General features: G+C 72.3%; 11 protein-coding genes. 3 read left to right on the top strand and 8 right to left on the bottom strand.

Annotated features, from left to right (window positions below; translation table 11 throughout):
- Positions 1 to 2: 2 nt before the first annotated feature.
- The 5 genes from Q343_RS15225 to Q343_RS0112825 form a co-directional block, all read right to left on the bottom strand.
- Positions 3 to 731, bottom strand: coding sequence for a CAP domain-containing protein (locus Q343_RS15225; protein WP_029253966.1), 729 nt, complete (start codon positions 729 to 731; stop codon positions 3 to 5).
- 64 nt (positions 732 to 795) lie between these two features.
- Entirely contained in the window at positions 796 to 1,305 is a 510-nt protein-coding gene (locus Q343_RS0112840) for a hypothetical protein (protein WP_029253965.1), read from the bottom strand.
- An 82-nt stretch (positions 1,306 to 1,387) separates the two neighbouring features.
- Entirely contained in the window at positions 1,388 to 2,086 is a 699-nt protein-coding gene (locus Q343_RS0112835; RefSeq protein ID WP_052367226.1) for an HNH endonuclease family protein, read from the bottom strand.
- A gap of 85 nt (positions 2,087 to 2,171) precedes the next feature.
- Entirely contained in the window at positions 2,172 to 2,921 is a 750-nt protein-coding gene (locus Q343_RS0112830; RefSeq protein WP_029253963.1) for a uracil-DNA glycosylase, read from the bottom strand.
- A gap of 1 nt (position 2,922) precedes the next feature.
- Positions 2,923 to 3,699, bottom strand: coding sequence for an LLM class F420-dependent oxidoreductase (locus tag Q343_RS0112825; protein WP_029253962.1), 777 nt, complete (start codon positions 3,697 to 3,699; stop codon positions 2,923 to 2,925).
- A gap of 36 nt (positions 3,700 to 3,735) precedes the next feature.
- Here Q343_RS0112825 and Q343_RS0112820 point away from each other — a divergent pair, with 36 nt between their 5' ends.
- From Q343_RS0112820 to Q343_RS0112810, 3 genes are all read left to right on the top strand, one after another.
- Entirely contained in the window at positions 3,736 to 4,428 is a 693-nt protein-coding gene (locus Q343_RS0112820) for an LmeA family phospholipid-binding protein (RefSeq protein WP_162175491.1), read from the top strand.
- A 119-nt stretch (positions 4,429 to 4,547) separates the two neighbouring features.
- Entirely contained in the window at positions 4,548 to 5,273 is a 726-nt protein-coding gene (locus Q343_RS0112815; RefSeq protein ID WP_043110094.1) for an HAD family hydrolase, read from the top strand.
- A complete protein-coding gene (locus Q343_RS0112810) occupies positions 5,270 to 7,744 on the top strand; it encodes a glycoside hydrolase family 65 protein (protein ID WP_029253959.1) in 2,475 nt (824 codons plus the stop codon). The genes Q343_RS0112815 and Q343_RS0112810 overlap by 4 nt, the downstream gene beginning before the upstream one ends.
- A 16-nt stretch (positions 7,745 to 7,760) precedes the next feature.
- On the opposite strand, the gene Q343_RS0112805 is transcribed toward Q343_RS0112810, so the two are convergent.
- The 3 genes from Q343_RS0112805 to Q343_RS0112795 form a co-directional block, all read right to left on the bottom strand.
- On the bottom strand, positions 7,761 to 9,035 hold the full coding sequence (locus tag Q343_RS0112805) for an FAD-binding protein (RefSeq protein ID WP_029253958.1): 1,275 nt from the start codon (positions 9,033 to 9,035) through the stop codon (positions 7,761 to 7,763).
- On the bottom strand, positions 9,032 to 10,138 hold the full coding sequence (locus tag Q343_RS14665; RefSeq protein WP_052367225.1) for an alpha/beta hydrolase: 1,107 nt from the start codon (positions 10,136 to 10,138) through the stop codon (positions 9,032 to 9,034). The genes Q343_RS0112805 and Q343_RS14665 overlap by 4 nt, the downstream gene beginning before the upstream one ends.
- Positions 10,139 to 10,261: 123 nt before the next feature.
- Positions 10,262 to 11,692: a glucose-6-phosphate dehydrogenase gene (locus Q343_RS0112795; protein ID WP_029253956.1), complete on the bottom strand. Its 1,431-nt coding sequence runs from the start codon at positions 11,690 to 11,692 to the stop codon at positions 10,262 to 10,264.
- Between the last annotated feature and the right edge of the window lie 160 nt (positions 11,693 to 11,852).

The following is an 11,852-nucleotide window of genomic DNA, read 5'->3' as shown; positions in this document are numbered from 1 at the left end:
GGTCAGTACCCGAACGTCTGCACCCACACGTTCCCCGTCCGCGCGAGGCCCACGGCTCCCAGGTCGCAGTTGAGGATGTTGGCGCGGTGGCCGGGGCTGTCCATCCACGCGGCCATCACCGCGTCGACCGTGCGCTGGCCCGACGCGATGTTCTCCGCCCCCGGCTGTGCGTAGCCTGCCGCACGGATCCGCTCGTCGAACGTGCGCCCGTCCTGGCTGACGTGGGAAAAGTACCCCTGCGCCGACATGTCGTCGGCGTGTGCCTGGGCCGCCGCGACCAGGCGGTCGTCGCTCACGACGGCGGGGCAGCCGACTGCCGCGCGTTCGACGTTGACGAGGTTGAGGCCCGCGGCCGTGCCCTCCGAGGGTCGAGCCTGTCGAGACCCGTCCTCCGAGTCCGCCGTTCCCTCCGTGGGTCGAGCCTGTCGAGACCCGTCCTCCTCGTCCGGGGTCGCAGCCTCGACCGCAACCGGATCGTCGCCGTCGTCGTCGGACTCCGACCCGGTCTTGATGGACGTGGTGGTCTCAGCCGGATCGACAGTTTCGGCGGGCTCGACCTCCGGTGGCTGAGCCTGTCGAAGCCCGGGCGGGATCGAGACACCCTCCCCGATCCGGGGGACGTCGCTGATCCGGACGACGTCGGACGAGCTGGCGAGGTACCCGGCCCCCGCGCCGCCCACGAGGACGGTCAGCAGCAGCACGGCCGAGGGCAGGGCGGACTTGCGACGCATGGGGTTCTCCTCGTCGGGGACGAACCCACCCTAGAGGGGTCGAACCGGTCGGTTCCGGGCTGGTTTACCGCGACGTCTGTTGCGCGGTCGCGGTGAGCTCCCAGAACTCTCGGGCGCAGGCGGAGATCTCGGCCTGTGCCGCCTCGACCAGCTCGGGGCTTGTCCCGGGGGCCGGGTCGTCCAGATCCCGGCCGAGCACCATCGCGCGCCACAGGGTGCGGTGGGCGTGGTCGAGCGCGTCGGGGGTGGCTGACCGGATGGTCGCGAGATTCGCGACGTCGGCCTCGTTCGTCCCGACGAAGTCTGGCCTGACGCGTCGCACCAGCAGATAGACGACGAGCCCGACCCCGGTGCAGATCGCCAGGTTCAGGACGGACTGCTCCCACCCGCCCGGGGGATCCTGTGCCAGCGACGTCAGGAGGCCGGCGGCGACACCGAAGGCCGGCGCACGGTCGGCGAACCACCAGCGGACGATGTTCCGTCGTCGTTCGGTCGAGTCGACGCCCGGGTCGAGCAGGATGTTGACGAACCGCGTCGGTGGTGTCCCGCGGTACCGGGTCGGTGTCGTCGTCATGGTCTGTGCCCCCTGTGTGCCCTGTGTCCGCGCAGCACCCGGCCCTGCTCCGGGTGCACGGCTGCGCGAGCCGGGCCTCACTTTAGCCGCGGGTGTCCGCGACCGTGCAGCTGTCGAGGACCTCGGCCATCGCGTCGTGCTCGTCCGCGGTGACGCTGAGCCCGTACCCGGCCTTGACCTCGATCTGCCGCACGACGTACGCGCACCGGAACCCGGCCGCCGGTGGCAGCCACCCGGCGGCGTCGGAGGCGCTCTTCTGACCGTTCAGCGGCCCGTCGACGGCGAGCAGGTTGGCCGGGTCGTTGGCGAACTCTTCGCGCGTCGTGTCGTCCCACGCGTCGGCGCCGGTGCGCCAGGCGTTGGCCAGGGCGACGACGTGGTCGATCTGCACCTCCGCGGAGTGCTCGCCGCGTTCGAAGTCGATCGTCTCGCCGCCATAGGGGTCGGTGAGCGTGCCGGTGAGGACGGTGCATCCGTCGTCGTCGACCGTCTCGGCGGCGAGGTCGCGGGCGAGGATGTCGTTGCGGGTGTCGCAGCCGTTGCCGTCGGGGTCGGTCCAGTGGTCGAACGCGTCGCGGTCGTACCCGTCGAGGACGCCGCGGTCGCCCACGGACAGCGACGCGAGGTCCGTCTCGGCGCGGTCGAGCTGGTCGGCGCTGACGGTCGTCAGGGTCTTTGTCGTCTCGTCCCCGGCGAGCTCCTTGAAGCTGATCCCACCGGTGACGACGAGGGCCACGACGACCAGGGCGAGGGACCAACGAGGGGTGCGACCGGAGCTCATGGGCACATCGTCCCTGGTGCTACCCACGCCGGAGGGCACCGGCGTGCGTCGGGTCCCTCACACCACGGCCGGGGACGGCGCGAGGCTAGGCGACGGTCAGCTCGCGCGCCCGGCGCAGGACGTCGTCGATCATCGCGGGTGTCAGCCGTCCGGTGAAGGTGTTCTGCTGGCTGACGTGGAAGCACCCCAGCAGCGTGGTGCTGCGCCCGCCGGGCCCGGCGAGGGTCACCTCGGTGCCGTGCCCGAACGCGGGGCGGGGTCGGGGGATCGTCCAGCCCTGGTCCGCGAGGGAGGCGAGCACGGCCTGCCAGCCGAACCCGCCGAGCACCACGAGCACCGGGGCGCCCGCGAGCTCGAGCTCGCGGGCGAGGAACGGCGAGCAGCGTCGTCGCTCTGCCGGGGTGGGCTTGTTGGCCGGGGGCGCGCAGTGCACGGGTGCGGTGATCCGTACGCCGGTGAGCTCGAGCCCGTCGTCGGGGGAGACCGCGGTCGGCTGGTTGGCGTACCCGGCGCGGTGCAGGGCCGCGAAGAGGAAGTCGCCGCTGCGGTCGCCGGTGAACATGCGCCCGGTGCGGTTGGCGCCGTGCGCGGCGGGGGCGAGTCCGATCACGAGCACGTCCGCGTCGGGGTCGCCGAACGCGGGGACCGCCCGCCCCCAGTAGTCCTGGTCCCGGAAAGCGGCGCGTTTGTTGCGCGCCACCTGCTCCCGCCACTCGACGAGGCGGGGGCAGGCGGCGCACGAGGTGACGAGCAGGTCGAGCGCGGCGGACGACGTCGTCCCGGCGGCACGAGCGGGTGCCTCCGGGTCGAGCGGGGGGCGGGCGGGCCAGCTCACGTCAGCGGCGCTCGTCCCGCCAACGGACCCACTGCTCGACGAGGGAGAGGTCGTAGTCGGGCCCGCCGGTGCCGACCGTCAGCAGCGTCGCCCCGGCCCCGACGACACCCTCGGCGACCTCCGACGGCGGCGCCTCGACCCCGACGGAGCGCTCGACGAGCGTGGCGGTGTCCCGGCCGACGGCGTCGCCGTGCTGGTCGAGGATCGCGGACTTGCGGGCGAGCGTTTCGGGGTCGCCGAACGAGTGCCAGAGGTCGGCGTGCTCGGCGACGATGCGCAGCGTCTTCTTCTCGCCGCCACCGCCGATCATGATCGGGATCTCGCGCACCGGGGCCGGGTTCCCGGCGGCCAGCCGCGCCTTGATCCGGGGCATGTCCGCGGCGAGCTGCGCGATCCGGGATCCGGCGGTGCCGAACTCGTACCCGAACTGCTCGTAGTCCTTCTCGAACCACCCGGCGCCGATGCCGAGGATCAGGCGCCCGCCCGAGATGTTGTCGACGGTCCGGGCCATGTCCGCGAGCAGCTCCGGGTTGCGGTACGAGTTGCAGGTCACGAGGGCGCCGATCTCGACGCGCTCGGTCTGCTCGGCCCACGCACCGAGCATCGTCCAGCACTCGAAGTGCTTGCCCTCCGGGTCGCCGTAGAGCGGGAAGAAGTGGTCCCAGTTGAAGATCACGTCGACGCCGAGGTCCTCGGCGCGCAGGACGGCGTCCCGCATCTGCGCGTAGTCGGCGTGCTGGGGCTGGAGCTGGACTCCGATGCGGATGGGGTATGTCATCCGGCCAGACTAGGCATGTCCCCCTACGCTGGCCGCATGAAACGCGTGTGGTGGGTCCTGGCGGTCGTGCTCGGCATCGTGCTGCTGCTGGTGGTGGCCGACCGCATCACGGCGGCCGTCGTCGAGTCCGGTGCGGAGGACGCCTGGGGCGACGAGGGTGCCACCGGCCAGTCGGTGGCGATCGGCGGGTTCCCGGTGCTGACGCAGCTCGCAGCCGGGGAGCTCGGTGACGTCAGCGGCTCCGCCGACACGATGGTCATCGGCGACGTGACGATCGAGGACGTCGCGTTCACCGGCAGCGACGTGCAGACGGAAGCACCCCACCTCGCGGGCGCCGTCGAGGGTGCGGGGACGCTGCCGCTCGCCGGACTCGAAGAGCTCGTCGCCCAGGAGGCGGGGGAGGGCACGAGCGTCGCCGTCGTGGACGGCGAGCTGACGCTGACCGGGACCGGTGCGCTCAGCGCCGTCACGGTCGCCGTCGAGCCCCGCGCCGAGGACGGGGGCGTGGTGGCGGAGGTCTCCTCGATCGCCGTCGGCGGCGCGACCGTGTCGCTCGACGACCTCCCTGACTTCCTCGACTCGCTGCTCGGCGACGTGCTCGACGGGTTCGAGATCCCGCTCGGGCTGCCGGAGGAGATCAGCGTCGACGCGGTCGAGGTCACCGATGCAGGCCTGCGGGCGACGCTCAGCGGCCAGGACGTCGTGCTGGACGATCTCGTCACGGAATGAGCGATGCCGACGGACGGCTCCGCCGGAATTCTGCATGCACGTCGCGCAGGTCGCCCAGGCCCCGTTAGGCTGAAATTCTGCTCGGGGGCACCGCAAACGATTGCACCGGAAGGACGTCCATGGCTCAGCTGAGCGTAGTTCTGTTCGATCTCGACGGGGTCCTGACCCCGACCGCCGAGGTTCATCGGCGGGCCTGGGCGCGCCTCTTCGACGCGTTCACCGAGGAGAACGGGCTGCCTCCGTACTCGGACGCGGACTACTTCGCGCTCATCGACGGCAAGCCCCGGTTCGAGGGTGTCGCCGACTTCGTCGCGGACCGCGGCGTCGAGCTGCCCTGGGGCTCGCCCGACGACGAGCCGGGGGACTCGACCGTCTGCGCGCTCGGGAACAAGAAGAACGTCGTCGTGAACCAGCTCTTCGAGTCCGAGGGGGTCTCGCCGTACCCGGGCTCGGTCGCGTTCCTCGACGCCGTCGTGGCCGCGGGTGCCCACGTGGCCGTGGTCTCCTCCTCCCGCAACGCCCCCGCGGTGCTCCGTGCGGCAGGCCTGGACCACTACTTCGAGACCGTGGTCGACGGGACGGTCGCGGCGGCCGAGGGTCTGCCGGGCAAGCCCGCGCCGGACACCTACGTCTACGCGGCCCGGCTCTTCGGGGTGACGCCGGAGCAGGCCGTGGTCGTCGAGGACGCGATCTCGGGCGTGCAGTCCGGGCGCGCCGGCGAGTTCGGCCTCGTGGTCGGGGTCGACCGGGGCGTCGGCGCCGACGCGCTGCGCTCCGCGGGTGCCGACGTGGTCGTCGCCGACCTGGACGAGCTGGACGCGAGCGTTCTGGAGGGAGGCCGATGAGCCCCGCGACGAAGGCCGAGCGCCGCAAGGTCGACCGCAGCCGCTTCCCCGTCGACCCCTGGCGCCTGGTCGAGGCCCGCTGGTCCGGCGAGGAGCTGGGCGTCACCGAGACGCTGTTCTCCGTCGGCAACGGCTACCTCGGCACGCGCGGGAACGTGGAGGAGGGGCGCGAGTCCCACACCCACGGCACGTTCATCAACGGCTTCCACGAGACCTGGCAGATCCGGCACGCCGAGGAGGCATACGGGCTCGCCCAGCAGGGGCAGACGATCGTGAGTGTCCCCGACGCCAAGGTGATCCGGCTCTACGTCGACGACGAGCCGCTGCTGATCCCGGTGGCCGACCTCGTCGAGTACGAGCGCGCGCTCGACTTCCGTCGCGGCGAGCTCAACCGTGGCCTGCTGTGGCGGACCCCGAGCGGCAAGCAGGTTCGGGTCTCCTCGACGCGGATGATCTCGTTCACCGAACGCCACCTGATGGTGATGACGTTCGAGGTCGAGATGGTCGACGAGCCTGCCGCGATCGCCATCTCCTCGCAGATCCTCAACCGCCAGGACGGCGAGGACGAGTACCACGTCGCCTCCGCGGCGATGGGTGCCTCGTTCGACCCGCGCCGCGCCGAGCGGTTCAGCGACCGCGTCCTGCAGCCCGTCAGCCAGTGGCACGACGACGAACGTCTCGTCCTGACCTACCGGTGCACCAACTCGGGGATGACGCTCGCCGTCGCGGCCGACCACGTGCTCGAGACCGCCAACCACGCCGAGACCCGCGGGTACGTCGGCGAGGACCTCGCCAAGCACGTCTTCCGGGTGGACGCGCAGCCCGGCGTCCCCGTCCGGCTCACGAAGACGGTGGCGTACCACACGTCGCGCGGCGTGCCCCCGCGCGAGCTCGTGGACCGCTGCCGCCGCACCCTGGACCGCGTGGCGCGGGACGGGATCGAGCGGGTGCGCGAGGAGCAGCAGGCATGGCTGCACGACTTCTGGGAGCGCTCGGACGTCGAGGTCACGGGCGACGAGGGCGCGCAGCAGGCGATCCGCTGGAACCTCTTCCAGCTCGCGCAGGCCTCGGCGCGGGCCGAGGGCTCCGGCATCCCGGCCAAGGGGCTGACGGGCTCGGGCTACGGCGGCCACTACTTCTGGGACATGGAGGTCTACGTCCTTCCGTTCCTGACGTACACCTCGCCGAAGTTCGCCCGCAACGCGCTGCGGTTCCGGTACGAGATGCTCGACGCCGCGCGGCAGCGGGCCGCCGAGGTGACCCAGCTGGGTGCGCTCTTCCCGTGGCGCACGATCAACGGCCGCGAGGCCTCGGCGTACTACGCCGCGGGCACGGCGCAGTACCACATCAACGCCGACGTGGCCTTCGCCCTGATGCAGTACGTCCGGGCCTCGGGCGACACGGACTTCCTCGTGCGCGAGGGCGTCGACGTGCTCGTCGAGACCGCCCGGATGTGGTCGGACCTGGGGTTCTGGCGCGAGAACGCGGACAACCAGTTCCACATCCACGGCGTCACCGGCCCGGACGAGTACACGACCGTCGTCAACGACAACCTCTTCACCAACGTCATGGCGCGGTTCAACATGGCGTCCGCCGCCGAGGCGCTGCGGTACATGGCCGAGGAGGCGCCCGAGATGCGGGCGGAGGCGACCCGACGCCTCAACGTCAGCGAGGAGGAGATCCGCGAGTGGGAGCGGGCGTCCACGGCGATGGCGATCCCGTACGCCGAGCACCTCGGCATCCACCCGCAGGACCAGCACTTCCTCGAGCGCGAGGTCTGGGACGTGCCCGCCACCCCGCCGGACAAGCGGCCGCTGCTGCTGCACTACCACCCGCTCGTGATCTACCGGTACCAGGTGCTCAAGCAGGCCGACGTCGTGCTCGCCCTCTACCTGCAGGGCCAGCACTTCTCCGACGAGGAGAAGCGGGCCAACTTCGACTACTACGACCCGTTGACCACGGGCGACTCGACCCTCTCGGGCGTGGTGCAGTCGATCATCGCCGCCGAGGTGGGCTACCACGAGCTCGCCCTGGAGTACTTCGAGGCCGGCCTCTATGTCGACCTGGCCAACCTGCACGCCAACGCCACCGACGGGGTGCACGTCGCCTCGGCGGGCGGCACCTGGGCGGCGCTCGTCTCGGGGTTCGGCGGGATGCGCGACCACGACGGTGTCCTGTCGTTCGACCCGCGCCTGCCGGACTCGTGGGACGACCTGACGTACCGCGTCACGGTCCGCGGGTCGCGGCTCCGGGTCGTGGTGACCCCCGACGCGATCACGCTGACGGGCGAGACCGGCAGCGCCGACGTCGTCGTGCGCGGTACGCCGGTCCACGTCCCGCACGACGAGACCGTCACCGTCGCGCTCGACGGGCAGGGGCCGCGGCTGGAGGGTCGGCCCACGCTGCGCGCGATGGCGGGCAGCCGTCGCGAGGACGGGACGCTCATCCACGCCACCGTGCCGCACGCCTGACCGGGCGCGCAGGGCCTCAGCCCAACATCGCCTCGACGTACCCGCCGCGGAAGCGTCCGGCGGGGTCGTAGCGCTCCGCCAGCGCCCGGAAGTCGCCGAAGCGCGGGTAGCGGCCGACGACGTCGCGCACGTCCTCGGTGAAGACCTTGCCCCAGTGCGGGCGTGCGTCGAACGGGGCGAGCGCCCGCTCGATCCGGGGGAGCACGGCCTCGACCTCCGCCTGGGCGGGGTTCCACGTGAAGTGGAACCCGACGACCCCGTCGGCACCCGCGGCGTCGGCGTTCGCCGTGCTCATCCACAGACGGTCGGCCGCGACGGTGCGGATCTCGGTGACCTGCAGCAGCGGGCGGACCACCGGTGCCAGGCCCCGCAACGCCTCGATCGCGGCGACCGCGTGACGGCGGGGGAGCAGGAACTCCGACTGCAGCTCCTCGCCGTTCGACGGCGTGTGGTCGAGCCGGAAGTGCGGCAGCCGCTCGTTCCACGGCCCCGGCACGCCCAGCTGGGCCGTGCACGCCGCCGCGTCGACCCCGGGCAGCGGGTGCATCGCCGAGACCGCGGCCCGCGCACCGAGGTACTCCCCGGGTGCGGGAGCGTCCGACCCGCCGACGGCCTGCTTCTGCCACACCTGGTCGACGCCGACGTCGCCCCAGCGCGTGAACAGACTGACGGAGGTGGCGCTCGCGGTCACGGCGTCGAAGTTCGCCGCCAGCGTGTCCCACCCGAGCCCGAGATAGACGTTCTGCCGCACGGCGTAGGTGGGCACGACGTCGAGAAGCACCCGGGTCACCACGCCCAGCGCACCGAGGCTCACGACGGCGCCCGGCAGGTCCGGGTGGTCGCGGCCCAGGAGGCGGTGCTCGCCGTCGGCCGTCATGATCTCGAGCCCGGCGACGGCGGCCGCGAGGTTCGCCTCCGCGTCGCCCGAGCCGTGCGTGGCGGTCGCGACGGCCCCGGCCACCGAGATGTGCGGCAGCGACGCCATCGCCCCGAGCGCGACCCCCTCGGCGTGCAGGGCGAGCGACACCTCGCCGTACCGCAGGCCGGCCGCAACGCTGGCCGTCATCGCCGCACGGTCCACCTCGACGGGAGCACGGCCGTCGTCGAGCCGGTCGAGGACGACGTGCGTCCCCGTGGTGTCCGCGACGTCGTTGAAGCTGTGCCGGGTCCCCAGAGCACGGACCCGCGGGGCGGTGCGGACGACGTCGGACAGCTCCGCCAGGGTCTGCGGGTGCCGGACCTCGCGCGCGGCGTAGGCGAGGTTTCGCGCCCACGTGCGGGACTCGGTCACTCGGCCTCCTCGTCGGCGGCGTCCGCGTCCTCGGCGGGCTCCTCGACCGGCACGTACGCCACCCTGTCCATGAAGCGCAGCGTCTCGTCGGCGACCTGCGCGTAGAGGACCTCGGGCTCGAACTGCGTCCGCGCCTCGCCGCGCAGGGGGCCGTAGTCGGCGAACGACGAGTGGATCGCGCCGGGGATCCGGACGAAGTCCGTCGAGGACGGCAGATTGGCGCGGGAGGCGGCGATGTCGGAGGCGGGGACCACCGTGTCGAGGGTGCCCCACATCGACGTGGACCGGATCTCGAGACCGGAGACGTCCAGCTCGGGAGCAGAGGCGTGCAGCACCAGCCCCTGGGCGTCGGCTCCGGCGTTCGCGTCCGCCCACGAGGCCGCGGCGTGACCGCCCGTGCCGTGCCCGCCGACCACCCAGCGGGAGATCTCGGGGAACTCCTTCGGCGCGACGTCGGCCAGGTCGGGGTCCGGCGCGTCCAGTCCCAGTGGCTCCGCGAGCACGACGACGGTGTACCCCGCCTCGGCGAGGGGGCGCAGGACCGGCGCCTCGGCCCGCGAGTCGACGCGCTGGTCCGGGAAGAACACCAGACCCGTGTCGGCGACACCCTCGGGGGTGGGCGCGTACTTGCCGGTACGGTCGACGTGCCCGGCCGGGTCGGTGCCCGGCTCGCGCGGGACGAACGCGTACCAGCCGTGACCCTCCACGAGGTCGACGACATCGCCCGCGGCATATCTGGCTGTCGCGTCCTGCCCGGCCGGGTGCGGTCGCAGGTAGACGATCCCCGTGCCGACCGAGAGGAGCAGCGCGGACACGACCGTCCACACCCCCACGCGCGCCCACCGCTTCTTCGGCGGCAGCGGCTCGGGGACCGGGGCCGGCCGGCCGTACGGGTCGTTGCCGCCCCCGTCGCGGTAGAGCAGATAGAAAAAGTACCCGAGCAGCAGCACCCCGGCCACGAACGCGACGACCAGCATCACCGGGTACGTCCAGTGGTTGCGGGCCAGCGTGGCCCCGAAGCTCAGACCTGCCCACAGCGAGCCCGCGAGCAGGAACGTACCGAGCAGAAAGAGCCCCAGGCGCGTGAGGACTCGGGCGATCATGTACTAGACCGTAGGCGGCATGGCCCCGCACCGCGCGGCGGGCGCGCGGGGATTCTGGTCACATCTCGACCACTCCTCGGACGTCCGGAGGCGCGCTCGGACGTCGCCACGGGCGCGCGCCGGTCAGTCGCCGTGCGGGGTGTCGCCGTCGCCGCGGACCCACCAGCCCTCGTCGCCGACGAGGCGGTCGGCCGCGGTCGGACCCCACGAGCCGGGCTCGTACGGCTCCGGGGCCGGGCGCCCGGGGCCGAGCAGAGGGGCGAACGCGCGCCACGCCTCGGTCAGCGTCGCCGACGTCGTGAACGCCCGGCGGTCGCCGTCGAGCACGTCGTGGATGGCGCTCGCGTACGGCGGGAGCGAGGCGCCCGGGTCGACGTCGTCCAGGGACAGCCGGGCGATACCGCTCGCGAGCTCGAGCTCCGGGCCGGGTCGCTTCACCGTCGTCGAGAGCTCGATCTCGCCGTCGCCGCTGATCGAGACGCTGATCGCGTTCGGCCGCACGGTGGACTCACCGGCCATCGGCCCCCGCGGGGCGCGGAGGACGAGGGTCACGCGCTGCGCGGCGCCCGCGAGCATCTTGCCCGTCCGCAGCACGAACGGGACGTCCTGCCACCGCTCGTTGTCGATCCACAGCCGTGCGGCGACGTAGGTGTCCGTGGTCGAGTCGTCGTCCACGCCGTCGATGTCGGTGTACCCGGTGAACTGACCGAGGACGACGTCGTCCGTCGGTTCGAGCTCGCGGAAGGACCGGAAGACCTCCTCGCGGGCGGCGACGAGGGCGTCCACGTCGAGCGAGTCGGGGGTCTCGAGCGCCACCTCGGACGCGACCTGGAACAGGTGGGTCACGAGCATGTCGAGCGACGCGCCCGTGGCGTCGTAGAACTCGGCGCGCTGGGCGACGTCCAGCGTCTCGGGGACGTCGATCTGCACCTCCGCGACGTGCTCCCGGTTCCAGGAGTGCGCGAACAGCTCGTTGGCGAACCGGAGGACGTGCAGGTTCTGGGTGCCCTCCTTCGCGAGGAAGTGGTCGATGCGGAACACCTGCTCCTCGTCCAGGTGCTCGTGCACCAGCGCGTCCAGCTCGGTGAACGACTCCGGCGACGTCCCGAACGGCTTCTCGTAGACGACGCGGGCGTCGGTCAGCAGGTCGTGCTTCGCGAGCGCCCGGGTGATCGGGGCGAAGGCCGACGGCGGCACCGCGAGGTAGTGCACGAGGAGCGCGCCCTTGTTCGTCTGGTCCCCGATCGCCTGCTCCTGCTCCCACGGGGCGTCCTCGGTGACCTCGGTGGTGTACGCCAGGCGGGCGGCGAAGTCGTGCCAGCCCGAGTCGAGGGGCTCGTCCGAGTACTTCTCGAGGGCGTCGTGGACGTGGTCGATGAACTCGTCGTCCGTCATCTCCGCGCGCCCCGTGCCGATGATCCGCCACTCGTCCGGCAGCAGGGCGCGGCGGTACAGCAGGTACATCGAGGGCAGCACCATCCGGGCGGCGAGGTCTCCCCGGGCGCCGTGCAGCACGAGGAGGAGAGATTCGGGCTCGTCTCGCGTCGTCGTCATGGGCACGACGCTACGACCGCCGGGCCGCGTTCACACTTTGGCGACGTGCACGCGGACGTCGGGTCCTGGTTCACAATCACCGACGGTCCGCCGTGCTGTCACCCCCGCACGGCGCTACTGTGCCCCCAGTCCACGAACACCGGCCGCGCCACCCCACGGC

It is taken from the genome of Paraoerskovia marina DSM 21750, assembly GCF_000701465.1.
GTDB classification, from domain to species: Bacteria; Actinomycetota; Actinomycetes; order Actinomycetales; family Cellulomonadaceae; genus Paraoerskovia; species Paraoerskovia marina.
Note: the sequence above shows the minus strand (reverse complement) of the source record. Positions and strands in the feature narration are given on the sequence as shown.

Coding starts and splice junctions, on each gene's coding strand:
- Q343_RS0112825 (WP_029253962.1), bottom strand. CDS start 3,699: ATGACATACCCCATCCGCATCGGAGTCCAGCTCCAGCCCCAGCACGCC.
- Q343_RS15225 (WP_029253966.1), bottom strand. CDS start 731: ATGCGTCGCAAGTCCGCCCTGCCCTCGGCCGTGCTGCTGCTGACCGTC.
- Q343_RS0112840 (WP_029253965.1), bottom strand. CDS start 1,305: ATGACGACGACACCGACCCGGTACCGCGGGACACCACCGACGCGGTTC.
- Q343_RS14665 (WP_052367225.1), bottom strand. CDS start 10,138: ATGATCGCCCGAGTCCTCACGCGCCTGGGGCTCTTTCTGCTCGGTACG.
- Q343_RS0112815 (WP_043110094.1), top strand. CDS start 4,548: ATGGCTCAGCTGAGCGTAGTTCTGTTCGATCTCGACGGGGTCCTGACC.
- Q343_RS0112820 (WP_162175491.1), top strand. CDS start 3,736: ATGAAACGCGTGTGGTGGGTCCTGGCGGTCGTGCTCGGCATCGTGCTG.
- Q343_RS0112810 (WP_029253959.1), top strand. CDS start 5,270: ATGAGCCCCGCGACGAAGGCCGAGCGCCGCAAGGTCGACCGCAGCCGC.
- Q343_RS0112835 (WP_052367226.1), bottom strand. CDS start 2,086: ATGAGCTCCGGTCGCACCCCTCGTTGGTCCCTCGCCCTGGTCGTCGTG.
- Q343_RS0112795 (WP_029253956.1), bottom strand. CDS start 11,692: ATGACGACGACGCGAGACGAGCCCGAATCTCTCCTCCTCGTGCTGCAC.